Origin of the sequence: Kribbella pittospori, assembly GCF_004331465.1 — a bacterium.
Taxonomy (GTDB): Bacteria; Actinomycetota; Actinomycetes; order Propionibacteriales; family Kribbellaceae; genus Kribbella; species Kribbella pittospori.
Map to the genome: position 1 here is coordinate 1035319 of NZ_SJKB01000001.1, position 25427 is coordinate 1060745.

General features: G+C 67.9%; 31 protein-coding genes. 19 read left to right on the top strand and 12 right to left on the bottom strand.

All coding sequences use genetic code 11. The annotated features are described in order from the left end of the window. Positions 1-61: 61 nt before the first annotated feature. Complete coding sequence (locus tag E0H73_RS04705) at positions 62-1183, top strand: LppM family (lipo)protein (RefSeq protein ID WP_131351710.1); 1122 nt, start codon at positions 62-64, stop codon at positions 1181-1183. Continuing rightward, on the top strand, positions 1180-1374 hold the full coding sequence (locus E0H73_RS04710) for a DUF3046 domain-containing protein (RefSeq protein ID WP_131351713.1): 195 nt from the start codon (positions 1180-1182) through the stop codon (positions 1372-1374). The genes E0H73_RS04705 and E0H73_RS04710 overlap by 4 nt, the downstream gene beginning before the upstream one ends. Before the next feature lie 3 nt (positions 1375-1377). Here E0H73_RS04710 and E0H73_RS04715 read toward each other — a convergent pair whose 3' ends face one another. From E0H73_RS04715 to E0H73_RS04725, 3 genes are all read right to left on the bottom strand, one after another. After that, complete coding sequence (locus tag E0H73_RS04715) at positions 1378-3492, bottom strand: MMPL family transporter (protein WP_131351715.1); 2115 nt, start codon at positions 3490-3492, stop codon at positions 1378-1380. 111 nt (positions 3493-3603) lie between these two features. Next, complete coding sequence (locus tag E0H73_RS04720) at positions 3604-4167, bottom strand: GrpB family protein (protein ID WP_131351717.1); 564 nt, start codon at positions 4165-4167, stop codon at positions 3604-3606. A 76-nt stretch (positions 4168-4243) separates the two neighbouring features. After that, positions 4244-5035: a hypothetical protein gene (locus E0H73_RS04725; RefSeq protein ID WP_131351720.1), complete on the bottom strand. Its 792-nt coding sequence runs from the start codon at positions 5033-5035 to the stop codon at positions 4244-4246. A 250-nt stretch (positions 5036-5285) separates the two neighbouring features. Here E0H73_RS04725 and recA point away from each other — a divergent pair, with 250 nt between their 5' ends. The 7 genes from recA (at position 5286) to rny (ending at position 12562) form a co-directional block, all read left to right on the top strand. Next, complete coding sequence (gene recA / locus E0H73_RS04730; RefSeq protein ID WP_131351723.1) at positions 5286-6362, top strand: recombinase RecA; 1077 nt, start codon at positions 5286-5288, stop codon at positions 6360-6362. 1357 nt (positions 6363-7719) lie between these two features. Then, a complete protein-coding gene (locus E0H73_RS04735) occupies positions 7720-8214 on the top strand; it encodes a regulatory protein RecX (protein ID WP_238163069.1) in 495 nt (164 codons plus the stop codon). Positions 8215-8384: 170 nt separating this feature from the next. After that, complete coding sequence (locus tag E0H73_RS45740) at positions 8385-8543, top strand: hypothetical protein (protein ID WP_165555484.1); 159 nt, start codon at positions 8385-8387, stop codon at positions 8541-8543. 136 nt (positions 8544-8679) lie between these two features. Next, positions 8680-9078, top strand: a complete 399-nt coding sequence (locus E0H73_RS04740) for an MmcQ/YjbR family DNA-binding protein (RefSeq protein WP_131351726.1) — start codon at positions 8680-8682, stop codon at positions 9076-9078. Between the two features lie 174 nt (positions 9079-9252). Continuing rightward, a complete protein-coding gene (locus tag E0H73_RS04745; RefSeq protein ID WP_131351729.1) occupies positions 9253-9732 on the top strand; it encodes an antitoxin in 480 nt (159 codons plus the stop codon). Between the two features lie 423 nt (positions 9733-10155). Further along, entirely contained in the window at positions 10156-10365 is a 210-nt protein-coding gene (locus E0H73_RS04750) for a hypothetical protein (RefSeq protein ID WP_131351732.1), read from the top strand. Positions 10366-10870: 505 nt separating this feature from the next. Beyond that, on the top strand, positions 10871-12562 hold the full coding sequence (gene rny, locus E0H73_RS04755) for a ribonuclease Y (protein WP_238163802.1): 1692 nt from the start codon (positions 10871-10873) through the stop codon (positions 12560-12562). On the opposite strand, the gene E0H73_RS04760 is transcribed toward rny, so the two are convergent. Further along, entirely contained in the window at positions 12563-12934 is a 372-nt protein-coding gene (locus E0H73_RS04760; RefSeq protein WP_238163803.1) for a nuclear transport factor 2 family protein, read from the bottom strand. 45 nt (positions 12935-12979) lie between these two features. Here E0H73_RS04760 and E0H73_RS04765 point away from each other — a divergent pair, with 45 nt between their 5' ends. After that, on the top strand, positions 12980-13471 hold the full coding sequence (locus tag E0H73_RS04765; protein WP_131351738.1) for a GNAT family N-acetyltransferase: 492 nt from the start codon (positions 12980-12982) through the stop codon (positions 13469-13471). Between the two features lie 58 nt (positions 13472-13529). Here the strand turns inward: E0H73_RS04765 and E0H73_RS04770 are convergent, their stop codons facing one another. The 6 genes from E0H73_RS04770 to E0H73_RS04795 form a co-directional block, all read right to left on the bottom strand. Continuing rightward, the gene (locus tag E0H73_RS04770; protein WP_131351741.1) at positions 13530-14456 is read right to left on the bottom strand and encodes a neutral zinc metallopeptidase; all 927 of its coding nucleotides are present in this window, start codon (positions 14454-14456) and stop codon (positions 13530-13532) included. 26 nt (positions 14457-14482) lie between these two features. Beyond that, a complete protein-coding gene (locus E0H73_RS04775) occupies positions 14483-14794 on the bottom strand; it encodes a DUF6458 family protein (RefSeq protein ID WP_202867195.1) in 312 nt (103 codons plus the stop codon). Between the two features lie 83 nt (positions 14795-14877). Next, entirely contained in the window at positions 14878-16041 is a 1164-nt protein-coding gene (locus E0H73_RS04780; protein WP_131351744.1) for an acyl-CoA dehydrogenase family protein, read from the bottom strand. Between the two features lie 53 nt (positions 16042-16094). Beyond that, a complete protein-coding gene (locus tag E0H73_RS04785; RefSeq protein ID WP_131351747.1) occupies positions 16095-16322 on the bottom strand; it encodes an NUDIX hydrolase in 228 nt (75 codons plus the stop codon). Positions 16323-16433: 111 nt separating this feature from the next. After that, positions 16434-17009: a DUF1707 SHOCT-like domain-containing protein gene (locus E0H73_RS04790; protein ID WP_131351750.1), complete on the bottom strand. Its 576-nt coding sequence runs from the start codon at positions 17007-17009 to the stop codon at positions 16434-16436. 38 nt (positions 17010-17047) lie between these two features. Then, positions 17048-17770, bottom strand: coding sequence for a type 1 glutamine amidotransferase (locus tag E0H73_RS04795; protein ID WP_131351755.1), 723 nt, complete (start codon positions 17768-17770; stop codon positions 17048-17050). Positions 17771-17859: 89 nt separating this feature from the next. Between E0H73_RS04795 and E0H73_RS47895 the strand changes: the two genes are divergently transcribed. The 7 genes from E0H73_RS47895 (at position 17860) to E0H73_RS04830 (ending at position 23766) form a co-directional block, all read left to right on the top strand. Then, positions 17860-18714 (top strand): FHA domain-containing protein, encoded by an 855-nt coding sequence (locus E0H73_RS47895; RefSeq protein WP_131351758.1) that lies wholly within the window; start codon positions 17860-17862, stop codon positions 18712-18714. 46 nt (positions 18715-18760) lie between these two features. Continuing rightward, a complete protein-coding gene (gene dxr / locus E0H73_RS04805) occupies positions 18761-19972 on the top strand; it encodes a 1-deoxy-D-xylulose-5-phosphate reductoisomerase (RefSeq protein ID WP_131351761.1) in 1212 nt (403 codons plus the stop codon). Continuing rightward, positions 19969-21279 carry a M50 family metallopeptidase gene (locus E0H73_RS04810; RefSeq protein ID WP_131351764.1) on the top strand — a complete coding sequence of 437 codons (1311 nt, stop codon included), beginning with the start codon at positions 19969-19971 and terminating at the stop codon, positions 21277-21279. Before dxr ends, E0H73_RS04810 begins: the two co-directional genes overlap by 4 nt. Positions 21280-21303: 24 nt before the next feature. Continuing rightward, a complete protein-coding gene (gene ispG, locus E0H73_RS04815; protein WP_131351767.1) occupies positions 21304-22455 on the top strand; it encodes a flavodoxin-dependent (E)-4-hydroxy-3-methylbut-2-enyl-diphosphate synthase in 1152 nt (383 codons plus the stop codon). Positions 22456-22542: 87 nt separating this feature from the next. Beyond that, complete coding sequence (locus tag E0H73_RS04820) at positions 22543-22797, top strand: DUF2191 domain-containing protein (protein ID WP_131351769.1); 255 nt, start codon at positions 22543-22545, stop codon at positions 22795-22797. Next, the gene (locus tag E0H73_RS04825) at positions 22794-23216 is read left to right on the top strand and encodes a PIN domain nuclease (RefSeq protein ID WP_131351772.1); all 423 of its coding nucleotides are present in this window, start codon (positions 22794-22796) and stop codon (positions 23214-23216) included. The genes E0H73_RS04820 and E0H73_RS04825 overlap by 4 nt, the downstream gene beginning before the upstream one ends. A 61-nt stretch (positions 23217-23277) precedes the next feature. Then, entirely contained in the window at positions 23278-23766 is a 489-nt protein-coding gene (locus E0H73_RS04830) for a nucleosidase (protein WP_238163852.1), read from the top strand. On the opposite strand, the gene E0H73_RS04835 is transcribed toward E0H73_RS04830, so the two are convergent. Then, positions 23747-24253: an NUDIX domain-containing protein gene (locus E0H73_RS04835; protein WP_131351777.1), complete on the bottom strand. Its 507-nt coding sequence runs from the start codon at positions 24251-24253 to the stop codon at positions 23747-23749. The two genes, E0H73_RS04830 and E0H73_RS04835, sit on opposite strands and share 20 nt — an antisense overlap. 65 nt (positions 24254-24318) lie before the next feature. On the opposite strand from E0H73_RS04835, the gene E0H73_RS04840 reads away from it, so the two are divergent. Together E0H73_RS04840 and trxA are read left to right on the top strand one after the other, a co-directional pair. Next, positions 24319-24687 carry a MerR family transcriptional regulator gene (locus E0H73_RS04840; RefSeq protein ID WP_131351780.1) on the top strand — a complete coding sequence of 123 codons (369 nt, stop codon included), beginning with the start codon at positions 24319-24321 and terminating at the stop codon, positions 24685-24687. Continuing rightward, positions 24684-25031, top strand: coding sequence for a thioredoxin (trxA, locus tag E0H73_RS04845; RefSeq protein ID WP_131351782.1), 348 nt, complete (start codon positions 24684-24686; stop codon positions 25029-25031). Before E0H73_RS04840 ends, trxA begins: the two co-directional genes overlap by 4 nt. On the opposite strand, the gene E0H73_RS04850 is transcribed toward trxA, so the two are convergent. Beyond that, positions 25016-25381 (bottom strand): VOC family protein, encoded by a 366-nt coding sequence (locus E0H73_RS04850; protein WP_131351785.1) that lies wholly within the window; start codon positions 25379-25381, stop codon positions 25016-25018. The two genes, trxA and E0H73_RS04850, sit on opposite strands and share 16 nt — an antisense overlap. Positions 25382-25427 lie beyond the last annotated feature (46 nt).

Here is a 25427-nt window from a genome sequence, read left to right on the forward strand (position 1 = left end):
CGCCCGCCCGGATCGCCACGGACCGAGAGCAATGTCCGCACCGTCTGGAATGATCGTGGGCATGATCAACCGCGTACGTGCAGCGCTTGTCGTCGTGGCGTGCCTGGTCGCCCTGACCGGATGCGTGAAGCTCGACGCCGACCTCAAGGTCAGCTCGAACGAGACGGTCTCGGGCACGATGGAGATGGGCGTCGACAAGCAACTGGTGGAGTCCAGCGGCCAGTCGCTGGAGAAGATCCGCAGCCGGGTCGAGGACGCCATCAAGGAGCTGACCACCGAGGGCGTCAGCTGCAAGCCGTTCGAGGACGATCAGTACGTCGGTTCCACCTGCCAGTTCGACAGTGTTCCGTTCGAGAAGATGGGCACGTCGACCGGTGAGGGCGTCGGCTTTCGCAAGGTGGGCGACCGGATCATCGTCTCGGTGAAGGACTCCGATCTCGGTCAGGTCCCGTCCGGCACGCAGCCGTCGGTGAACTTCAAGATCACCATGCCGGGCAGGATCCTCGAGCACGACGACGGTGCGTCGATCAGCGGCCGAACGGCGACGTACGACAGCCTGGACAAGCTCGGCAAGGTGTCGCTGACGTCTGAGGCGGGCAGCACCTTCCCACTCTGGTTGATCATCGTGATCGCTGTGCTGCTGTTGCTGGCCGTTGCAGCGGTGGTGTTCTTCGTGCTGCGTGGTCGCAAGAGACAACAGGCATACGCGCAGTACCCGGGGCAGTATCCGGGACAACCGCAGCAGGGGCAGTGGGGTCCGCAGTACGGCGGCCAGCCGGGGCAGTACCCGGGACAGCCTGGGTACGGCGGGCAGGGCGGCTACCCGCCTGGCGGCCAGTACGGCGGTCAGCCGGGACAGCCAGGGCAGTACGGCGGGCAACCGGGTCAGGCGCCGTACCCCGGGCAGGCTGGGCCGCCGCAGTACCCTGGGCAGCCTCAGCAGGGGCCATGGGGTCCGCAAGGGCAGCCGCCGCAGCAGGGCCAGGGCGGCTGGGGGCAGCAGCAGCCCGGTCCGGGCCAGCAACCTGGTCAGGGACAGCCTGGTCCGGGGCAACCTGGTCCGGGACAGCCCGCTCCAGGACAGCGGCCGGCGCCGCCGCCTCAGCAGGGCCGGCCCGGACCGCAGGACGGCTCACAGAGTGGTTGGGGACAGCCACCGAAGGACGACGACGGGCAGGCATGAGACTGACAGAGTTCTGGGCGCGGATGGACCAGCATCTCGGTCCCGCGTACGCACGAACCTGGGCCGAGACGCAGGTCGTCCGCGACCTCGGCGGCCGGACGGTGGTCGAGGCGCTGGCCGACGGCGAGCACGCCAAGACCGTCTGGCGTGCCGTCTGGGCCCACTTGCAGTTGCCGCCCAGCGAACGCTGACGATCAGGTGCTGGTCAGCTCGGGCTCCGGTTCAGGCAGCTCATCGGCAGGCTCCGGATCGCGCTTGTGCGCCAGTTTGCTCGGCCACCACAGGTGCCGGCCGATGTCCAGGTTGAGCGCGGTGACCAGCACCGAGCGGACCACGATGGTGTCGAGCAGGACGCCGAGCGCGACCGCGATGCCGATCTCGGCGAACGCCACCACCGGTAGTGTCGCCAGCACCGCGAACGTCCCCGCCAGCACCAGTCCGGCCGACGTGATCACCCCTCCGGTCGCGGCGACGCCGATGAGCGCGCCACGCCGGGTGCCGTGCACTTTCGACTCCTCATGCACGCGCGTCATCAGGAAGATGTTGTAGTCGATGCCCAAGGCAACCAAGAAGACGAAGACGAACAACGGCAGCGACGTGTCCGCCCCCTCGAACCCGAGCGCGTCGAACACCAGTGCGCTGATCCCCAGCGCCGCGCCGAACGACAGCACGACCGTTGCCACCAGCAACACCGGTGCGAGCAGCGCCCGCAGCAGCAGCGCCAGGATGAGGAACACCACCACGAGCACGATCGGGATGATCACCTTGTTGTCCTGATCGGCTGCTCGCTGGGTATCGAGCAGAATCGCCGCACCACCGCCGGCGCGCGCGTCGGCGCCCGGTACGGCGTGTACGGCGTCCCGGACGCGATCCACGGTGTCCTTCGCGGCCTGACTGTCCACCGCGTCCGTCATGGTGCCCTCGAGGTACGCCAACCCATCGGCCTTCTGCGGTTCCGCCACCGACGCGATGCCTTGGGTCGAGGCCATCGCTGTACGGACCTCTTCTGCCTGAGCCTCGTTGCTGACCACGACCAGCGGGTTGCCCGCACCGGCCGGGAAGTGGGTGGCCAGGATCCTCTCGCCGACCACCGAGTCCGGCGTACCGACGAAGGACTCCTCGTTGGACAGTCCGGTCGGGTCCAGGCGGAGGATGCCGAGGGCCGCGATCCCCAGGACGACGGTCGTCGTGATCCAGGTCAGCCGCGGACGTACGGCGATCCGCCGGCCGATGCGACCCCAGACACTGTTCTCGGTGTGGTCGTCCGAGCCGTACGTCGGACGCAGCGGCCAGAACACCCAGCGTCCACAGATGACGAGCAGAGCGGGTAGCAGAGTCAGCATGGCGATCAGTGCGACGACGATGCCGACTGCCGCAACCGGTCCAAGGCCACGGGTCGAGTTCATCGACGCGAAAAGCAGACAGAGCATGCCTGCGACCACTGTGGAGCCTGAAGCGACGATCGCCGGGCCTGCGCGGTGCAGTGCGAAGGCCATGGCCTCGTGCCGATCCTCGTGCCTTCGGAGCTCTTCCCGATAGCGGGCGACCAGCAAGAGGGCATAGTCCGTCCCAGCACCGAACACCAGAACGGTCAGAATGCCTGCGCTCTGGGCGTTGACGGTCAGGTCCGCCTTGGTGGCGAGGTAGTAGACGACAGCCTGCGCTGCGAAGAGCGCGGTACCTGCCGACACCAGTGGCAGCAACCAGAGCACCGGACTGCGATAAGTCAGCAGCAGGATGATGATCACCACGGCCGCGGCGGAGTACAGGAGTTTGCCGTCGATGCCGGCGAACGCCTCCTGCGAGTCAGCGGCGAATCCGCCCGGTCCGGTGAGGTGGAACGACAGACCATCCGGCCGGTCCGCGGCAACGCGTCTGATGTCGTCCGCGCGTGCGCCGATCGTCTCCCAGCCTCCGGCGCCAGCGTTGATCGGTACGAGGACCTGCAGCGCCTTGCCGTCCTCGGACGGAATCGGCCCGACCACCTCGCGGTCGACGTTCTCGAGTTGCCCGAACTGCGCCAGGTGCTGTGTGACCGCTTGCCGATCGGCCGCGGTGATTCCGGACGATCGCTCGTACACGAGCACTGCCGGGATCTCGTCCGGCGACGAGAACTGCTGCGTCGCCTTCAGAACCTCGGTGGACTCCGCCTTGCCCGGCAGCCACGAGACGGCGTCGTTCTCCTGAGCGCCCGTCAGCTTGCCGGCCGGACTGAATGCGGCGGCCATTGCCACGATCCACAGTCCCAGAACGATCCACTTCGACACCTTGCCGCACGGCAACGCCGCCAGCCGACCCACTCCGCCCACCCGAACCACGCCCCCTATGGAGGGACGCCACGTACCCCCCGAATATCAAGCGTGGTGGCTTTACCGCAACAGGGTCAACGACCCCGGAGTAGTACTGCCCTCACCCTGTGTTCAGGGAGTCCAGCCGGTACGGGCGGCCCACTCCTCGGCAGGCAGGTAGATGAGATCGCAGACCGGGTCCTTCAGATCGGTGTACTCCGCCGTCGACTCGATCGGCAACGCAGCCGCTCGTTTCTTGAACTCCCCATAGGCGCGAGCGGTGTCCGGGTGGTTGCGGAGGTAGTCCCGGAACAGCAGTGCATAGCGCTGGTTGGCTCGACCAGCGACACGGATGTGCAGGTTGACGCGCCGCCGGTACATCGGCTCCACCAGGATTCGCTTGACCCACTGCAGGTCGTCGGTCGGGAGGCCAGGCACCGGGTGGTCGCGTTTCGGCGGGCGGACCTCCCAGTCCGCGGCGGCCATGCGCTCCACCACGTCGTCGAGCTCCGGCTCCGTCCCGACGGTCACCTGCATGTCGATGATGTCCTTGGCGGGCAGCCCCGGTACGGACGTCGATCCGATGTGGTCGATCCGCTGTGCGGTCTCGCCCAGCAGTTCGCTCACCACCCGAGCGGTCTTCTCGTACTGCGCGGGCCAGCTGTCGTCCGGACGCACGATGACGATCCCAGTCATGCCGAGATCATCCCAGGCCGACGTCCCCGCCCCCAGTCCTCGGCGTGCCCAGTCCTCGGTGCGCCTGGTCTTGGGCTCAGACCGGCTTGACCCGGAACGCGCTGGTGGTGAGCAGGTCCGCAGTCCGGTACGCCGCCTTGCGGATGGCCTTGCGCTCGTCGAAGAACCCACCGACCATGCCGACCATCGGCAGCTTGCCGACGAATCTGGCCCCGAGGCTGCCGCGGGGGCGCTCTTCGAACACGTCGCCGAGCCCGCCGAACAGCTTGCTGATCCGCCACACCAGACGGACGCCCTTGCGGAGACCGGCTTCCTCGGACTCGTCCCCGAACCCCAACTGTTTGGCGACGTCCTGGCCGGCCGAGGTCGGGTCGTCGTACTCGAGGACGTCGTCCGGCGTGACCGGCCGGTCGGTGAGTACGCGTGCGATCACCGCCGTACGGTCGGCATGCGCTTCGACGCCGTACTCGCGGCAGACCGCACCGATGACCATGGCCTGGACGGCCGCACCGAGCGTGTCCTTGATCGGGAGCCGATCCGCGGCGGCGCCGCTGATCCGGGGGAGGCCGGCGACGATCGCGGCGAACCCGCCGAGGCGCTCCACCCACCAGTCGCAGCGCTCGGCCAACGGCAGCGTCGGCCACTCGGTGTGACCGGGCACCTTCATCTTCAGCAGCCGGTCGATGGCCAGGATGAGGGCCTTCTCGGCCAGGTTGGGTTGCTCCTGTGCGGAGTACTCGACCAGGAGGCTGCGGATGCCGAACGGGTCCTGGGTGCGGAGCGCGTCGAGCACGGAGTCGATGCCGAACTCGACCCGGCTGAGGGCCAGGACGACGGCTGCGTCGGGGACGTCGGGACGGTCTGCCACGCCCGCAAGGGTAGGGAGTGCGCGGTCCAGGATGGTTGCCCGGGCAGACTTCGGCGTGTCAGTTGCGATTCGAACAGGTGTTCGGGATAGTTTGGTGCCTGAAGGTGCGCCGGACGGCCGAAGTTGTCCACAGATTCGAAGTGGCGACGAAAACTGTCCGACGTGATGGATACCTTCTCTGGCGACACGAGAAGTCCTCCGGGCGGCTGGGAAGCGGCCCCGATTATGAGATGGGTCAGGTGGCAGTCACATGGCTGGTGCAACGGCGAGTGCGGAGCGCGCGGCGAGCGATCGCGAGAAGGCGCTCGCGACTGCGCTGACGCAGATCGAGCGGCAGTGCGGCAAGGGTTCGGTGATGCGCCTCGGGGAGCAGAACAGGCCTCCGATCGAGGTCATCCCGACCGGGTCGATCGCGCTCGACATCGCGCTCGGGATCGGCGGTCTGCCGCGCGGTCGCGTGGTGGAGATCTACGGTCCGGAATCCTCCGGTAAGACGACTGTCGCCCTGCACGCGGTCGCGAACGCTCAGCGCGCCGGCGGGATCGCGGCCTTCATCGACGCCGAGCACGCCCTCGACCCGGAGTACGCGCGGAAGCTGGGCGTCGACACCGACGCGCTGCTGGTCTCGCAGCCCGACTCCGGTGAGCAGGCGCTGGAGATCGCCGACATGCTGGTCCGCTCCGGCGCGATCGACATCGTCGTGATCGACTCGGTGGCCGCGCTGGTGCCGCGGGCCGAGATCGAGGGTGAGATGGGTGACAGCCACGTCGGTCTGCAGGCCCGGCTGATGAGCCAGGCGTTGCGGAAGATGACCGGTGCGGTCAGCGGGACGAACACGACCGCGATCTTCATCAACCAGCTGCGCGAGAAGATCGGCGTCATGTTCGGCTCCCCGGAGACGACGACCGGTGGTAAGGCGCTGAAGTTCTACGCGTCGGTGCGGCTGGACGTACGCCGGATCGAGTCGCTGAAGGACGGCACCGACGTCGTCGGTAACCGGACCCGCGTCAAGGTCGTGAAGAACAAGGTGGCCCCGCCGTTCAAGCAGGCCGAGTTCGACATCATCTACGGCCAGGGCATCAGCCGCGAGGGCAGCCTGCTCGACCTCGGTGTGGATCAGGGCTTCGTCCGCAAGGCCGGTGCCTGGTTCACCTACGAGAGCGACCAGCTCGGCCAGGGCCGGGAGAACGCGCGGAACTTCCTGCGCGACAACCCCGATCTGGCCAACGAGCTGGAGAAGAAGATCAAGGAGAAGATGGGGATCGGCCCGACGCTGGACGCACCGGCCGACGCGGCCGCCACGGCCGAGGTCGATGTCGACTTCTGATCACCCCACCGCGGGAGGCAGCGCTCCTCGGCAGTCCACTGCCGACGAGGCTGCCCCCGCGGCGCTGTCTCTCCCACACGCCGAGCGCCTGGCCCTGGCCCGAGACCTCCTCGCCCGCGGCCCAGCAGCAGCCGGTGGTGCTCCGGCAGCATCCGGCGAAGGCAACGAACCATCCGGTGATGCATCCCGGCCTGCCGACCGCCGTTCTGGCCGAGCCTCCCGTGGTGCAGGCCGTGAGCGCGGCTCCGATACCAGCCGCGCTGACTCGTGGTCGGATCCGTTCGCGGACGACGAGCCGTCGGACTCGACGGCAGACCGGCCGCGCGCAGGCAGGATCAGGCGATCCGCTGGCGCCGACGACCCGTGGGCTGACTCCGAGGCCTCCTCGAGCAGCACCGAGGAGCCGGTGGGTGACAGCACTCGAACCTCAAGTCAGCGTCGCCGGCCCCGGAACTCGAGACGCGGCTCAGATCCGAAGCGCGTCGACCCGTGGGGCGATCTGGACGACACCGTCGTACGAGCATCCGAGGCGAGAAGCGCTGACCGGCAGGCAGAAGCACGAGCCTTCGCCGCCGAGACTCCGGAGCCGAGCCCGACGCGAGACACGACCAAACGCGATCCTGCGTTTGACCAGCCGGAAGTAGCGACCGGTGCGTCAGGCAACGATCACCCGCGGCGCACTCCTGCGCGAGATCAGAGCGCGGCTGCAGTCGATCCCTGGGGCGACTCAGACGATTCCGCTGCTGGTTCAGCTGCCCCCAAACCGCGTCGACGTACAGCGGCCACAACCAGCCAGCCCGCCGGCGAGCGATCACCTGTCGCCCAGACATCAGGCGAACGCCGGTCCGCGGGCGCGTCCACGGAGGCGACAACCTCAGGCGTGAAGGCGAGCGATCGGCCGAGCGACCTGGCGGGTCCTGCGGCAGATCTGTTGAACGCGAGCCCGGATCGACGTCGAACGGTTCCTGCGACGGACCCGAGCGCCGGTGAGCATCGAGCGGTTGCTGCGTCGGACCCGATGGACCCGAGCGCCGGTGAGCATCGAGCGGTTGCTGCGTCGGACCCGATGGATGCGAGCCGTGCTTGGGGTCGAACGGTTCCTGTGGAAGACCCGCTGGAGGTGGGTTTGGCTCGAGGACGCGCGGTTCCTGTGGAGGAGTCGCTGGACGCGGGTGCCGCTCGGGGCCCGGCGGAGCGGGCTTCGGGCGGTGGTGAGTCTTTCGGCGGGAGTCGAGACCGTGGGCGGAGGACGGTTGGGCGGCGGGGTTTTGGCGGGCGGCGGGGGAGTCGGCGGTCGGGGGATGGGCCTGACAGGCCGGGGGATCCTGCGTTGGATGGGGTGGAGGATCCGCAGTCGGTGGCGCGGACGATCTTGCTGGACAAGCTGAGCGGGCAGCCGAGGACTCGGGCTGAGTTGGCGGATCTGTTGGCTGAGCGGGAGATTCCGGAGGATGTGGCGGAGGAGGTGCTGGATCGGTTTACCGAGGTCGGGTTGATCGACGACGCGGCGTTCGCGAACGCGTGGGTTGAGTCTCGGCACCGAGGTCGTGGGCTCGGGAAGCGAGCTCTGGCCCAGGAGCTCCGTCGTCGGGGTGTGGACGATCAGTTGGCGCGGGATGCGCTGGACGAGCTTGATCCCGACCAGGAGGAAGAAACTGCCCGGGCGCTGGTTCGGCGGAAGCTCCCGTCGATGCGTTCGCTCGACAGGCAGGTCGCCATGCGGCGTCTGCTCGGAATGCTGGCCCGCAAGGGCTACCCCGGCGGCCTCGCGATGACAGTCATCAAACAAGAGCTCGCCGCCAGCCACGAGGAACTCCCACTCCTGGACCCCTCCGGCCTGGAACCCGACTGACCCACCGCAGTCCGGGCCAGTCCCAACCCTCTGCTGCCACCGTGAGATCGGACGCCCCTCCGCCACCGTGACTCGCGACGAGCGTCACCGCCGTGCGCCTGAAAGAGCCTCTGCCACCGTCAGTCGGGACGAGCGTCTACCACCGTGAGTCGGGACGAGCGGACCGTGGGGTGGGGCGAGGGGGTGCCGTTGAGGCCGCCGCTCCTTTCGGAGACGGGTTCCGGCTGAACCTGGCGACGTACGAGACCGCGCAGTTCCCGGCTCCGACGTTCCCCGGTGCCGCGCAGGTGGTGCCGCACCACGAGCGTGGCTCCCGCCACCGTCTCTGACGAACAGGCGTGCCCAGGCGAGCGCCCCATCGCCTGGGCACGCCATCGCCTGGTCACGCCATCGTGCGGTGTGCGCGTTCGTGCGGTCGACGCCATCGTGCGGTAGATGCCTGAACGACGTTGTAGCTTGAGGGTCATGGCGACCCTGGAGGACGTGGAGCGGCTGGTCGCGGCACTGCCGGAGACCGTGGAGACGACGAAGTACGGCAATCGCACCTGGGCTGTCGGAGGCCAGGCGTACGCCTGGGAACGGCCTTTCAGCAAGGCGGATCTGCGCCGCTTCGGCGATGAAACCCCGCCGAATGGACCGATTCTCGCGGTCCGGGTGGAGGATCTCGGCGAGAAGGAAGCGGTACTTGCCGCTCGCTCGGCCGACGGATTCTTCACGATCCCGCATTTCAACGGCTATGCCGCCGTACTGATCCAACTGGACGAGGTCCCGGAGACCGTTTTGGGGGAGGCGCTCCTCGACGGTTGGCTGGTCTATGCACCGGCGGCGGTGGCGAAAGCGCACCTCGGCAAGAGCAAGACTTAGCCGCCCGACGCGGTGCCGCCGGAGAGTGAAGGGCGGAATCTGCGGGGATGTGGGCGGCGAGGGGCGTTGACGGGTGCGGTGTGACGGTGTGTTATCCGAAGTGGGGCCGGTGTTTGGTCCGGCCCGTACGCTGGGGATTTTCGTCGATCCGCCCCTGACACCGCGGAGGGTGCAATGAGCGATTTCCAGGAACAGGCGAAGAACTGGCTCCGGAACGTCGTCAAGCAGAACCCGGACAAGATCAAAGCCGGTGTGGACAAGGCCGGCGACCTGATCGACAAACAGACCGGCGGGAAATACGCGGAGAAGGTCGACGCCATGCAGAAGAAGGTCGGCGACTACGTCGACGGCCAGAACTCCGAAGGCGAGGCTGGCGGAGTCCCATCGCCCGGCGGCGGCGTCGACCCCGCGACCACCGGCGAGGCCCCCGAGCCTCCCCGCGACACCACCCAAGCAGGCAGCGACACCACCGAGGCGGCCCGTGACGCGGCCGAGGTGACCGAGGAAGCAGCCGACGCCGGCGTAGTCGGCGGCGACGCGCCAGACCCGTCCACCGAACCCACCAGCTCGGCCGGCTCAACCCCCGAAGGCACCCAACCCGGCAGCACTGTCACCGGCCAAGACTCCAACGACCTCCCCGGCCCGCGCGGCTAACCCAAACCCTCGGCAGTCGTCCTCCCACCGAGGACGGCTGCTGCACGCCTGGCGCGGGCGAGCTCGATGTCAAGGCGACCCGCCGTTCAGCATCGCGGAGAGTAGTCGCACAAACCTAGAGTGTCATCCTGGGGAGGATGGCATGGGTAGAACGCGACGGCGCAGTGGGAGGCGATCGGCGAAGTTCCGCTCGCGGGGTTGGCTCCTCGCAGGCTGCGCCGTGCTCGCGATCTACAACCACAGTTGGCGAACGGCGGTATACCTGGCCGTGTCGTGGGTGGCCTACATCGCATTCCTGCAGTTGGCTACGTGCAGGGTCGAAACGCTGAAGCATCGGCCGTGCAGGTGGCGGGTTCGGGGGATGGTCGCGACCTGCGACTACCACGTCGGCCTCAAGCGCGGCCTGCCCGGTTGGTTCGAGGGATGAGGCTCGCCAGTCTGCCGAGCATGATGTGGCCGCGGGACGACCTCGACGGTCTCGTGGCAGTGAGGGCAGAGCCCCAGCCGAAGGCCGGTCATGCCGTGATTGCGAAGGCGGCTCGGCCACGGTACGAACGGCTGAGCGTACTGATCGGCGTAGGCGGGCTGTTGATCACGGCGGTCGGGGTGATTCGCGACTTCGTCGCCGGCTGAGACGCCAGGACAACCGCGGGATGTGGAGTAGACCACTCGAGGGAGTGGTTTGGGTGGGTGGGGTGTGAGTGTCCTTCTTGACCGGGTGGTGGGGCGCGCTTAGCCTCGGAATCAGTAAGGGATCACTCCACCTGACGGTGGCGGACATAGCACCGGCGGGTCGGTTGATCACCGGTTGACCGGCCGGAGAAAACACGAAACCACGCTCGACCGAGCTGAAGGATGACGACGGCGACTCGTACGCCGTCGATTGGACGGCACCGCGGCGGACGGATCCGGCGGTGACAGCGGCCTGAAGTCTGTTCCTGGGTGACGCACACCCGGAAACGGCGACGGCAGCGGTCACGACCGGCACCGTCAGTGAGCAGTACCGTCACAACGGACGGACCGCGCACCCCGGAAACCCCGGTGGTGCGTTCAGCCGTACCGTCTCCTCGACCGTAGGCGGATCCCTTCGACCGACCACAGTCCCGCCCGGTGCGTGACTCGACGAGGGGAGAAGCCGATGTCACTCGCGGCCATGCCGACAGCGACGTCAGTCGGGCTGACCCTGATCGGACTGCTGATCGCGGGCCTGCTGGCCTGGATCGGCTTCACGCTCTCCCGCCGCAAGGCCGCCGACAACACCGCGGCCACCGCCAACGCCCAACTCGACGCCGCCACCATCGCCGCCGGCGCCAAGTCCGCCGCGGATCTGGTACGCCGCCAGGCCGAGGACGAGGCCGCAGTACTGCGGACCCGCGCGGAGAAGGCCGAGAAACGCGCCGAGGAAATCCGCCGAGCCGCTGAGGATCGCGCTTCCGAGGTACGCCGTGAGGCCGAGCACCGTGCATCCGACGTACGCCGGGAAGCCGAGACCGAGGCACAGTCGATCCGGGACGACCTGCGGGAGCAGCGCCTGGAGATGGAGCGCCGCGACCACCGGTTGACCGAACGTGAGGAACGGCTCGATGAGCAGCACCGTTCGATCGAGGAACGCCAGACCGAGCTGACCGCGCAACTCGCCGAGCTGGACCAGCGCAAGACCGAGATCAGGAACCTCGAAGAGGAACGCCGCCGGATCCTGGAGGGCGTCGCGAACCTCAGCTCCGAGCAGGCGAAGGCGGAGTTGGTGGCGTCGATCGAGGCGGAAGCCAAGCGGCACGCGCACTCGATCGTCCGCGAGATCGAGCGGCAGGCGCTGGACGAGGGCGAGACGAAGGCCCGCAAGATCATCACCGGCGCGGTGCAGCGGCTGGCCTCGGAGCAGACCAGCGAGTCGGTCGTCTCGGTCGTACACCTGCCGAGCGACGACATGAAGGGCCGGATCATCGGCCGCGAGGGCCGCAACATCCGGTCGTTCGAGCAGACCACCGGCGTCAACCTGATCATCGACGACACCCCCGAGGCCGTACTGCTGTCCTGCTTCGATCCGGTACGCCGGGAGACCGCGCGGCTGACCCTGGACTCGCTGGTGCTCGACGGCCGGATCCACCCGAGCCGGATCGAGGAGATCTACGAACGCAGCCGTGGCGAGGTTGCCGAGCTGTGTGAGCGTGCGGCCGAGGACGCGATGGCGGAGGTCGGCATCACCGACCTGCACCCGGAGCTGATCCGGACGATGGGCCTGCTGCGCTACCGCACGTCGTACGGGCAGAACGTGCTGAAGCACCTGATCGAGTCGGCCCACATCGCAGGGATGATGGCGGCCGAGCTCGGGCTGGATCCCAAGCTGTGCAAGCGCGGCGCGTTCCTGCACGACATCGGCAAGGCGCTGACGCACGAGTCCGAGGGCAGTCACGCGATCGTTGGTGCCGAGCTGGCCCGCAAGTACGGCGAGAACGACGACGTCGTGCACTGCATCGAGGCGCACCACAACGAGGTCGAAGTACGCACCGTCGAGGCCGTACTGACCCAGGCCGCGGACGCTGTCAGTGGCGGCCGGCCGGGTGCGCGGCGCGAATCGCTGGAAGCGTACGTGCAGCGGCTCGAGCGGCTCGAGGAGATCGCGATGCACCACGACGGTGTCGAGAAGGTGTTCGCGATGCAGGCCGGCCGGGAGATCCGCGTGATGGTGCTGCCGGACGCGGTCGACGACATCGCCGCGCAGGTGATGGCGCGCGACATCGCCAAGCAGGTCGAGGAGGAGCTGACCTATCCGGGCCAGATCCGCGTCACGGTCGTCCGCGAATCCCGCGCCACCGAGGTCGCCAAGTAGTCACTCGGCGTACTTCGCCCGCCACTCCGGCGGATCGAACGGCGACCCGTAGATCCGGGTCTCGCGCGCGATCCGCCCGTCCGTGAACTCGACGACGTTCGCTACGTAATAGATGTCACCGCCGTAGTCCGATCTGCCCAGTACGACGAAATGGTCGCCCGCCCCGGTGATGCGCAGGATCTGGATCGACGGTGGCGCAGGGTATTCCTGCTGCATCGCCCGCATCTTGTCCCGCCCGACGATGCGCTCGCCGGACTGCGGCATTTCCAGCACGTAGTCCTCGGCGCGCAACTCGTGTTCGGCCTCCGCCGACAGCGCCAACTGGTCGTCGGTCGGCCACAACCGCTCCAGCAACTCACGATTCCGGTCCATGATTTACGGTCGCGACGACCCTTCAATCAGTCTTAAAGTCTGCGAATGGACATCAGACCCGCGACCCCCGGCGATGTCGAACAGCTGATAGCCGGTGTCGCCGAGCATCCGGCCGCGCAGCATCACCTCCGCGCCCGCTGGGACATCCAGGAAAGCGGTGACGGGCTGTTCCTGCTGGCCCATCGCGACGGCGAGATCGTCGGCCAGACGATGCTGCTCAGGGAATCGAAGTACGCAGAGGTCCGCGCCGACGCGGATCCTGCCGAGATCAACGCCCTGAGCGCCGTCGTCTTCAACCAGGGCATCGGTACGGCGATCATCCGTGTGGCCGAGACGATCGCGGGGGAGTGGAACAAATCCGCCATCGGCCTGGCCGTCGGCGCCGACAATCCCAACGCCCGCCGCCTCTACGAACGCCTCGACTACCTCCCCTGGTCAGGCCCACCCGTGGTCGACGAGTGGACCGAGCAGGCGGCCGACGGCACGGTGGTCCGCACCCACGCCGACGAATGCGACTACTTCCTGAAGGCTCTCTGACTGAAGGCCTCTGACTGAAGGCGTCCGACTGAAAGCCTCTGACTGAAGGCTCTCCGAGTCAGGCGATGCTGGCGGCCGAGGCCGTGAAGGTGTTGCAGGCCGAGGGGGACGCGGCGTCGAATCCGCGTCGGGTCCACCGGCTGTGACTCGTGCTGTTGCCGTGGCTCCGGGTGGGGTTCCACTCGTCGCCGCGGTGCCGCACCGTCCACAGCCAGCGCTGCAACCAGGCACCGGTCGCGGGGAAGTAGCGCCGGTCCGCGCCGAGGTAGCTGCCGCTCAGGCAGGACGCCTGGAGCTCCAGGCGGCGGCTCTCGACCAGTCGTGCGGCGGAGCTGCTCATGGCCGTCGACCGGGCGTTCGACGCAGCCGCGATACCGGTCAGCCGCTGGATGTGATGGCCGTACTCATGCGCCACCAGATGCGCCATCGTGGTGCGCGCCCACAGCTGGTTGTCGTTGCGGTAGTTCGCGAGGTCGTAGTTCGCGTCCATCGAGATCACGCCGTCGCAGTACGCCGCCGAGTCGCTCACGCTGCACATCGTCCTGGTCGTGCCGTTGACGACCTCCACGCGCGGGGCCCAGAAGGTGAACCCGGCCTTCCGGATCAGCGGCGCCCACGCCTGGTCGAGGCAGCGGACGAACTCCGTGTAGTACTTGCGCACGTTCGCCACCGTTGTCGGCCGGACGGCCGGCTCCTTGCACCGCGACGCCGGCAGGCGGCCGGCCCGGTACAGCGCGTTGGCCGTCACCGCCCGGTTCTCCGTGGCGAGGGGCGCTGTCGTGGTCCGTACCGTCGTCGGAGTCGATGACCGCAGGGTCGGTGTCGGGCTGAATGAAGGCGTCGGCGTCGGCGTTGGCGGCAGGGTGACCGCCGTGCCCGCCGTCGGCGGATCGTCACGGTCCAGTCGTCGTACGACGAGACCGGCCGCGACCAGTACGACCACCACGGCGCCGACCGCCGCTACCCATCCCCACCGCGCTGTCACGGCGGGAGCTTATCGGTGGCAGCGGATCAGTTGCGGCCGCCGCGGTGGTTCGCCGAGTCCTCGCGCAGGTGCGTCGGGGTGACGTCGATGGGTTGGTCGGCGACGCGGTCCGGCGGGGTGGTGTTGTACTGCTTCTCGACTTCCGGGTCGATCACCACGACGTCATCACGTCCGCGGCGCGGGTTGGCCAGCCGATAGGACAGCCAGATCCCGGCGGCGCCGCCGAGCATGATGATGATCCCCAGGGCGGTGAGGTTCAGAGTGTCGGACGTGTCCCTCACGGCGAACGCGATGATGGCTCCCGCCGCGATGAGCGCGATTCCGGCCCCGATCCTCATACCGGCTCCTTCCTGACCTCCCGAAGTGGTCACGTTGAGTAGCTGATCTCACTCCTGGTACCCGATCAGCCCTCGACCATGCGTCAGCGGAAGGCGGCGTGCCCGGTCAGTGCCTGGCCGATGACGAGTTGGTGGACCTCCGAGGTGCCCTCGTAGGTGAGCACGGACTCGAGGTTGTTGGCGTGCCGCATGATCGGGTACTCGCCGCTGATGCCGTTCGCGGCCAGGATCGTGCGGCACTCGCGGGCGATCGCGATCGCCTCGCGGACGTTGTTGAGCTTGCCGACGCTGACCTGCTCCGGCCGGAGTGTGCCCTTCTCCTTGAGCCGGCCGAGGTGAACGGCGAGCAGGATGCCCTTGTTCAGCTCGACCGCCATGTCGGCGAGCTTGGCCTGGGTCAGTTGGTACGCCGACAGCGGCTTGTCGAAGACGATCCGCTCACCGGCGTACGCGATCGTCGTCTCCAGGCAGTCGCGGGCCGCGCCCATCGCGCCGAAGATGATGCCGAAGCGGGCCTCGTTCAGGCAGCCGAGCGGGCCGGACAGGCCGCGTGCCTCGGGCAACATTGCCGACGCCGGCAGCCGTAGGTCGTCCACCACCAGCTCCGACGTGACCGAGGCCCGCAACGACATCTTCTGCTTGATCTCCGGTGCGGAGAATCCAGGTGTTGCGGTCGGTACGACGAAGCCGCGTACGCCGTCGTCGGTCCGGGCCCACACCACGGCGACGTCGGCCACGGAGCCGTTGGTGATCCACATCTTCGAGCCGTTCAGCACCCAGTCGTCGCCGTCGCGGCGGGCGTTGGTGCGCATGCCCGCCGGGTTGGAGCCGAAGTCGGGCTCGGTCAGGCCGAAGCAGCCGATCGCCTCGCCCGCGGACATCCGGGGGAGCCATTCGTCCTTCTGCTCGTCACTGCCGTACTTCCAGATCGCGTACATGGCCAGCGACCCCTGCACCGACACCAGCGACCGCATCCCAGAGTCCGCCGCCTCGATCTCCAGGCAAGCAAGCCCATAGGCAACGGGTCCGACTCCCGCGCACCCATAGCCAGTCAGATGCATCCCCAGGAACCCGAGCGCTCCCAGCTCCTTCGCCAGCTCCCGCGCCGGAATGCTCGCCGTCTCGAACCACTCCGGCAACGCCGGCCGCAACCGCTCATCCGCAAACCGCCGAGCCGTCGCCCGTACGTCGACCTCCTCCGCCGTCAGCAACGAGTCGACATCCACGAGATCCACCGAAACGCTCATACCCGAACGCTAACCCGTCGGCACTGCGCTGCGGTGGTGTGGAGAGCCACACCTCACTTCACGATCAAGGTCCCGTCGAACGCGTCGAGGTCCGCGAGCGTCTCCTGGTACACCGGCCGAAGCGGCGGCAACTCCGAGAGCGGGAAGAACCGCGCGTCACGGGTCTCGTCGGTCTCGGCGAGCAGCGACCCGCTCCAGCGGTCGACCCGAAACACGACTGAGAACATCTGGTGCTGCCCGCCGTACGCGTTGGTGAACCAGTACTGCGGACCGGTGTACAAAGCGATCGCCGTGGTCGACGATCACCGCGCGCGGACCGGGCGTGATGATCCGCCGGTCACCGACGTGCTTGCGCAGGATGCCGGCGTACGACTCCTCGAAAGGGACCGCTGTCACTTCCGGTACCAGGGCCACCACCAGTGGCGTCTGCGGGGGTGGCGGATGACGATGCTGCCGTGGCGGGCCTGGCCGGTGACGTGCAGGCGTACGCCGCCGGACCTTGGTGGGCCGGCTTTGTTCTTGGCGGAGCTGTGGACCATGTCGACCTGGTCGATGTCGACGCTCCAGCCCTCCGGAATCACCATCACGACCGAGCTGTGCTTGGCGTGCGCGTCGACGTGGATCACCGACCAGTGCACGAGCGCGTCGGTGAAGTCGAGCTTCACCGAGGAGTGCTCCGCGATCGCAGTCATCCGCTCCGGCACGGTCCACGCGCCCTCACGCTTCTGCGCGCTGTGCTTGGCCCGGAGCGTGAGCTCCGCAGCGCTGCCGTGCGCGACCGGCACCAGATCGGCCGTCGCGTTGCGCAACTCCAGTTGGGTCTTCGCGGAGTAGACCTGGGTCAGCCGCTCATCCAGCTCCTGGAAGTCCAGCCGCCCATCGGTGTGTGCTTCCTGGACAACGGCGGCGGCGCGCTCACGATCGTTGTCGGACGCCCGTTGGCCGGGCGACGGCTGCTCCAGACTCATGCCCCCAAAGGTAGCGCCGCTACCGGTCCCTCCGGACGTCAGTCGGCAAGATCCAGGAACCGGCCGAAGACCGTCGACCAGGTCTGGTCCAACTCGGCCTCGTGCTGCTCGGCGCCGGCCACGACGTCCTCGGGCACGAATCCCCACGAGCGCAGGGTTTCCGGGTTCCAGCGCCGTACGCGCTCGGCGGCGACCTCGGGGTGGAACTGCACGCCCCAACTGCGGCCGATCCGGAGCATCTGGTTGGGACAGCGCTCACTGGACATCAGCAGTACGGCGTCAGCCGGCAGCCGGGTGATCTGATCCTGATGGCTCTCGATCGCACGGATGGTCGACGGCAGACCGGCGAGCAGTGGGTCGTCCTCGGCGTCGGGCAGCAACTTCAGTTCGGTGACGCCCTTCTCGGGCAGTCCGTACTTGCCTTGGACCTCACCGCCGAAGGTGTGGGCGATCAGCTGGGCGCCTAGGCAGATGCCGAGCACCGGCGCCTGGTCCCGCTCGGTCGTGCTCCGCAGCAGTTCCCGCTCGGCCTTCAGCCACGGTTTGGCGTCGTCGGCGTCAGGCAGCATCCCGCCGCCGAGCAGGATGAGCGCGGCATGGTCGTCGATGCCTTCGGGAATCGGCTCGCCGTCCCAGGCGCGGACGACGACGGGCGAGAACCCCCGTCCCTCGAGCCAGTCGAGCAACCGGCCCGGACCGCTGCCCGGATCGTTCTCGATGATGAGCACTGTCTTCGTCGGGCGCGTGGCGGGTGCGGACACAAGTCCCAAAGATATGCCACCCGCGGCACACCGGACACCGCCGTACCGGAGTCGTGGTTCCGCGATACTGAGTTGCTGGGGGTGTGCGGATGGAGCCGATCAGTGGGTTCGTGAGGGCCGTGGTGGGTGAAGTGAACTTCACCTTCGGCAAAGGCATGGTGGCTGCGTTCCTGGAGGCGCGCGGCAAGGCACGTGCGTCCGGGGGAGACCGGTCCGTCCAGCCGCAGTTGGACGTGCTCGTCAGAGCGCACGGCCAGTACGAGCCGTTGTTCATCCCGGCCGGCACGGTGCCGGCGGTGGACCGGTTGGCGGGGTTGGAGCAGGCCGAGCCGGCGCCGCAGCTGACTGTCGAGTTCACTCCGGGCGACGGTGGGGCGCAGGCACACCTCACTGCGAACGATCCCGTGCTCGTCACCATCACAGATGTCAGTCATCCGGAGTTCGACGCTGTGGTGTTGACCACGTCGCTCGGCGGGGCGACGTACGCGCGGCTGCCTCCGGGGTACTACCACGTGTCCGCTGTCGTCATCGACGAGTCCGAGGACTTGCTGCTCGGGTACGGCGCTCAGCACAACCTGCACCTTGCGAGTGGCGACGACCTGCTCCTGTCGCTGGCGATTCACACCGAGGGTATGGCGGAGATCGAGGCGGCGCTGGCCGCACCACGGCAGCCGGTGCTGGTCGGTCCGGACGGGGACGCGATGCCGATCCTCGACCTGGTGCTGATCGGCCGCTCGCCGGACTGCGATCTGATCCTCGACCACCCCCAGGTGAGCCGGCACCACGCCGAGCTGCTCCGGATCGACCAGGTCACCTTCGAACTCCGCGACCTCGGCTCAACCAACGGCACCACCGTCAACGGCGTACCAGTCCGCACCATCCACGTCAGCGACGGCGACGAAATCCGCCTAGGCAACTTCCCCCTCCACCTGTACCTGTCTTAGAACCACCACCTCGTCACCTTGTGTGGTCACCTGGGAGGATGGGGGTGTGAATCCGCGATCCGTTGTCATTCTTGGCTCTACTGGTTCTGTGGGGACCCAGGCGCTCGAGTTGATCGGGCGCAATCGTGAGCGGTTCCGGGTGCTCGCGCTCTCGGCCGGCGGGGGCAACGTCGGTCTGCTTGCCGCGCAGGCGCTGGAGTTCGGGGTCGAAGCGGTCGCGGTGGCGAAGGCGACTGTCGCCCAGGACCTGCAGCTCGCGTTCTACGCCGAGGCGCAGCGCCAGGGGTACGCGCAGGGCGAGTTCCGGATCCCGAAGATCATCACCGGCCCGGACGCGTCCAGCGAGCTCGCGGCGATGCCGTGTGACGTGGTCCTCAACGGCATCACCGGCTCGGTCGGACTGCAGCCGACGCTCACGGCGCTCGACGCGGGGACGACGCTCGCACTGGCCAACAAGGAGTCGCTGGTGATCGGCGGGCCGCTGGTCACCCGCCGGGTCAAGCCCGGGCAGATCGTGCCGGTCGACTCCGAGCACAGCGCGATCGCGCAGTGCCTGCGCGGAGGTACGGCCGACGAGGTACGCCGTTTGGTCGTGACAGCGAGCGGCGGTCCGTTCCGCGGCCGGTCGCGGGCCGAGATGGCGGACGTCACCCCGGAGCAGGCGATGAACCACCCGACCTGGGACATGGGTCCGGTGATCACGATCAACTCGGCCAACCTGGTCAACAAGGGCCTGGAGGTGATCGAGGCACACCTGCTGTACGGCCTGCCGATGAGCCGGATCGAGGTGATCGTGCACCCGCAGTCGATCGTGCACTCGATGGTCGAGTTCGTTGACGGCGCGACCATGGTCCAGGCGTCGCCGCCCGACATGCGGTTGCCGATCGCACTCGCGCTCGGCTGGCCCGACCGGATTCCGGACGTCGCGCCCGCCTGTGACTGGACTACGGCGAGTAGCTGGGAGTTCGAGCCGCTGGACGACGAGGCGTTCCCGGCGGTCCAGCTGGCCCGCGAGGCGGGGACCCGCGGCGGCACCGCGCCGGCCGTGCTGAACGCGGCGAACGAGGTCTGTGTCCAGGCGTTCCGGGACGGCCGGCTGCCGTTCCTGGCGATCGTCGACACCGTGGCCCGGGTAGTGACCGAACACGACGTACCCTCGTATGAGGAATTGTCCATCGACGACGTACTCGCCGCGGACGGCTGGGCCCGCGCCCGGGCCCGTGAGCTCACCGGCGTACAGGAGACCACCAAGGCATGACCGCGCTTCTCACTCTCCTCGGCATCGTGCTGTTCGCGGCCGGCATCCTGATCTCGGTCGCACTGCACGAAATGGGCCACATGCTGCCCGCCAAGGCCTTCGGGATGAAGGTCTCGCAGTTCTTCGTCGGCTTCGGCCGGACCGTGTGGTCCACCAAGCGCGGCGAGACGGAGTACGGCCTGAAGCTGATCCCGGCCGGCGGGTTCGTCCGGATCATCGGCATGATGCCGCCCGCCAAGGGTGCGGACCCGACCAAGGTGCGCAAGGCCAACACCGGCCCGATCCAGTCGATGGTCGAGAACGCCCGGACCGCGGACTACGAGACGATCGAGCCCGAGGACAACGGCCGGCTGTTCTACCAGAAGGTGTGGTGGAAGAAGCTGATCGTGATGGCGTCCGGGCCGCTGGTCAACGTGGTGATCGCGTTCGTGCTGTTCGGCGGCCTCTTCATGCTGTACGGCGCCAACGTCGCGCAGACGACCGTGGCCACGGTCACCGACTGTGTGATCCCGGCCTCGCAGGCCTCGACCGACCGCAAGTGCGTCGACACCGACAAGGTGTCGCCGGCCAAGGAGGCCGGGTTCCAGGTCGGCGACAAGATCGTCGCGTTCAACGGCACCGCGATCTCCAGCTGGGACCAGCTGACTCCGCTGATCCGGGCGAACACCGACAAGGCCGCCACCATCGTTGTCGAGCGCAACGGTCAGCAGACCACGCTGGAGACCCACACGATCATCAACCAGGTCCCCGACGAGGCGGGCTCGGACAAGATCGTCTCGGTCGGGTTCCTCGGCGTCTCGCCGGAGATGAAGACCGAGCGGCAGGACTTCGGGTTCGTGGTCACCAAGATGGGCGAGCTGACCGTGGCGACGGTGAAGGCGATCGGGAACTTCCCGGAGAAGCTGGTCGGCGTCGCCAAGGCGATCGGCGGCGGCGAGCGCGACGAGAACAGCCCGATGAGCGTCGTCGGCGCCAGCCGGGTGGCCGGTGAGATCGCGTCGAACCAGTCGCTGACGGCCGGCTCGCGGATCGCGTTCCTGATCTCGCTGCTCGCCTCGCTGAACCTGTTCCTTGCCTTGTTCAACTTCATCCCGCTGCTGCCGCTGGACGGCGGCCACATGATCGGCGCGATCTGGGAGGGCATCCGGCGCGGCTTCGCCAAGCTGTTCGGCCGGCCCGACCCCGGGTACGTCGACGTGGCCAAGCTGCTCCCGATCGCGTACGTCGCGGCCAGTGTGATCGTGGTGATGGGCGTCCTGCTCGTCATCGCCGACATCGTCAACCCGATCCGTCTCTTCAACGGCTGACCCTCACCCAACGGTTAAGGACACATGAGCATCAACCTGGGCATGCCCGCGCTGCCGCCGCCGACCCTTGCCCCGCGCCGCAAGACCCGCCAGATCAAGGTGGGCAAGGTGCTGGTGGGCGGTGACGCGCCGGTGTCGGTGCAGTCGATGACGACGACCCCGACCAACGACGTCAACAAGACGCTGCAGCAGATCGCCGAGCTGACCGCGGCCGGCTGCGACATCGTCCGGGTCGCCTGTCCGCGGCAGGAGGACGCCGACGCGCTGGCGGAGATCGCGCAGCACTCGCAGATCCCGGTCATCGCCGACATCCACTTCCAGCCGGGGTACGTGTTCGCCGCGATCGAGGCGGGCTGTGCGGCGGTCCGGGTGAACCCGGGCAACATCCGCAAGTTCGACGACCAGGTGAAGGAGATCGCGGCCGCCGCGAAGGACCACGGCACGTCACTGCGGATCGGTGTGAACGCGGGCTCACTGGACAAGCGGCTGCTGGAGAAGTACGGCAAGGCCACTCCGGAGGCGCTGGTCGAGTCCGCGGTCTGGGAGGCGTCGCTGTTCGAGGAGCACGACTTCCACGACTTCAAGATCTCGGTCAAGCACAACGACCCGGTCATCATGGTCCGGGCGTACGAACTGCTCGCCGAGCGCGGCGACTGGCCGCTGCACCTCGGCGTGACCGAGGCCGGTCCGGCGTTCCAGGGCACGATCAAGTCGTCGGTCGCGTTCGGTGCGCTGCTGTCCAAGGGCATCGGCGACACGATCCGGGTCTCGCTGTCCGCCCCGCCGGTCGAGGAGGTCAAGGTCGGCCTGCAGATCCTGCAGTCGCTGAACCTGCGCGAGCGCAAGCTCGAGATCGTCTCCTGCCCGTCGTGCGGCCGCGCCCAGGTGGACGTCTACACCCTGGCCGAGCAGGTCACCGCCGGCCTGGAGGGGATGGAGGTCCCGCTCCGCGTCGCGGTCATGGGCTGCGTCGTGAACGGCCCCGGCGAGGCCCGCGAGGCCGACCTCGGCGTCGCCTCCGGCAACGGCAAGGGCCAGATCTTCGTCAAGGGCGAGGTCATCAAGACCGTCCCCGAAGCCGCCATCGTCGAGACCCTGATCGAAGAAGCCATGCGCATAGCCGAAGAAATGGGCGACCCGGTAGAGCCCGGCACCCCCACCGTCACCGCCGGCTGACCGCACCAAGACCAGCAAAGATCTGGTGCAAGACAAGCCCTGATTTTGGTGCCTGCGACCGAGTGATCTTGGTGTACTCTTGGTCGCATGACGCGCATCTCCGTAGACGTGAACGACGAGTGGCTGGACGCCGCTCGGGCTGAACTGGGCACCGACAGCAAAGTTGCGACGATCAACGCGGCCCTGCATGAGTTCGCCGTCCGCCGGCGTGGCCGAGAGATCGCGGAGGTGTTCGCGAGCGCTCCGATGGATTTCTCGCGGTCGGCTGAGGCTTTCGGCTACGGCGGCGGTCGCGACCTCGACGGGCTGGCCGAGCGTGCTCGGGAGGACCGCACCGCATGATGGCTGGAGCCGTGTACCTGGCGGACACCTCGGTCTATGTCCACCAGGCGCGATCAGACGTGGTGTTCCGGAGATTCCAGTCCTTGCTGGTCGAAGGCAGGCTCGCGGCATGTCAGATGACCGCGCTGGAGTATCTGAACAACGCTCCCGACCCCCAGTGGTACGAGCGGCTGTGGGGAGCGGTTCACGGTCAGCGGTGGGTGGACACGACCAGCGAGGCGATGGATCGCGCCCTCGAGGTACATCGTGAGCTCGCGACGAAGAGTCAGCATCGACACTTCCGGCTGCCGGATCTGATCATTGCCGCGACCGCTGAACTGGCGGGGCTCACTGTTTTGCATTACGACGAGGACTACGAGCGGATTGCGAAGATCACTGGGCAGCCGGTGGAGTGGGTTGCGCCGAAGGGATCGCTCTGAGGTGACCGAGTTTGTGGTGGTTAGTGCTGTGGTGGGGGAGGTTCGGTATGTGCCGGCGGGGGTGGACGTGGTGGTGACTGGGGTGGGGAAGACTGCGGCGGCGGTGGCTACCTCGCGGATGTTGGCGGGGCGGGATACGTCGGAGTTGGTGGTGCTGAATGTGGGGACTACGGGAGCTTTGAGGGACGGGCTTTCGGGGGTGTACCTGCCTAGCACGGTGATCAATCACGATCTGAATGCCGACGCGATTCGGGCGATCGGGCTTGATCCGCAGGAGGCGTTGCACGTCGAGGGTGGGGACGGGACGGTGCTGGCGTCGGGGGACGTGTTCGTGACCGACCCGGAGGTGCGGGCGCGGCTGGCTGAGCAGGCGCATCTGGTGGACATGGAGGCGTACGGCGTCGTCTACGCCTGCCGGGAGTACGGCGTACCGGTGCGGGTCGTGAAGCATGTGTCGGACTCGGCCGACGAGGCAGCACTCGACTGGCCGGCGCTCGTGGATGCCAGCGCGAAGGTCCTGGGGGAGTGGGTCAGCGACTACGTGCGCTGAGCCACTCCAGTACGGCGATCTCCCGCACCAGCCACCGCATCACGCCGACCCCGCTGGCCAGCACAGCCCGGTTGGCCGCGAGCGCATCGTCCACCGTGACCCACTCCGGCGTGAGCTCCAGCTCCGCCTCGTACCCCTCAAGATCCTGCCCGCCAGTAGCCGCCCCACCCGTGCATGAGAAGTAGTGCGAGGTCATCCCGAAGACGTCGTACGCCGCCTCGATCGCCGGCACCTCCTCCCGGGTCGTGCCGAGTTCGGTGCCGACAGCAACATCGACGTACCCGCACTCCTCGTGAAACTCCCGCTGCAGGGCATTCGTGAACGACTCGCCCGGTTCCACCCCGCCACCGGGGAACTTGTAGTCGCCGTGGCGGGACGCGAGCAGCAGGAGTTCCGGGCCGCGGAACAGGGCGCCGCGGACCGCCGTGCGTTCGAGCATGCGTCCGCCGGGGGCCAGGTCCGCGGTGCGGAAGGTGCCGAGATGCATGCGGGCTATCCTGGCTTGACCTTGACCCTGGGGGCAAGGTTTAGCGTCGGAGTGAAGGAGGCGGGATGCGGATCAGCGATCTGGCGGCCGAGGCTGGAGTGACGGTCAAGGCGGTGCGGTACTACGAGTCGCAGGGACTGCTCAAACCCCGGCGCGAGGCCAACGGGTACCGGACGTACGAGCCGGACGACGTGGTCGTGGTGCGCGAGGTGAAGGCGTTGCTGAGCCTCGGGCTGACCGCGGAGCAGACGTACCCGTTCATCGAGTGCCTGCGGGCCGGCAACGAACGGGCGGACGTCTGCCCGGCGTCGCTGACGGCGTACCGGACCCGGATCGCGGAAGTGGACCAGCGGATCAGCGAACTCACCGACCTGCGGGCCCGGCTCACCGACCTCCTGTCCGATGCCGAGAACTGGAGGATGAAGCAACTATGACTGACCTGCAAGCGGTCGACGAGGCGACCTTCGACGAGGTCGTACTGCGCTCGGACAAGCCGGTGCTGGTGGACTTCTGGGCACAGTGGTGCCCGCCCTGCCACCAGATCGCCCCGCTGCTGGCCCAGGTCGCGGCCGAACGCGCGGACCAACTCACCGTGGTGAAGCTGAACTCCGACGAGAACCCGGAGATCTCCGCCCGCTACCGCGTGATGGCGTTGCCCACGCTGATGCTGTTCCACCGCGGCGAGGTGATCTGGTCCGTCGTCGGCGCGCGCCCCCGCGCCAAACTGAACAAAGAACTCGACGACGCGCTCGCGCCCTCGGGTCAGTTGAACTTGTAGAGCTCCACCAGTACGCCGTGCGGGCCGGCGACGTACGCGGACGCCGTGCCCCAGTCAGTGTCGACCGGCTCGAGTACGACCTTCCCGCCGCGGCCGCGGATCTCCTCGATGTCGGCCCGCACGTCATCACTGCGGAACTGCAGCAGTGTCCCGCCATGCGCACCGAAGTCGTCGGTCATCGCGCCGGTGTGCAGTGCGATCGTGATCGCGCCGGCCTTCACCTCGGCGTACCCGTCGCCGGCGTTGCCCGAGATCTCCAGGCCGAGCACACCGGAGAAGAAGTCGGCCAGGTCCTGGTTCTTCGCGTTCGTGTCGGAGAGCAGGCCCAGGTGGTCGAAGCTGAGGTTCATCGTCGTACTCCTCCGTTGACTGGTAGCTGTCTAGGATGCTAGCAAT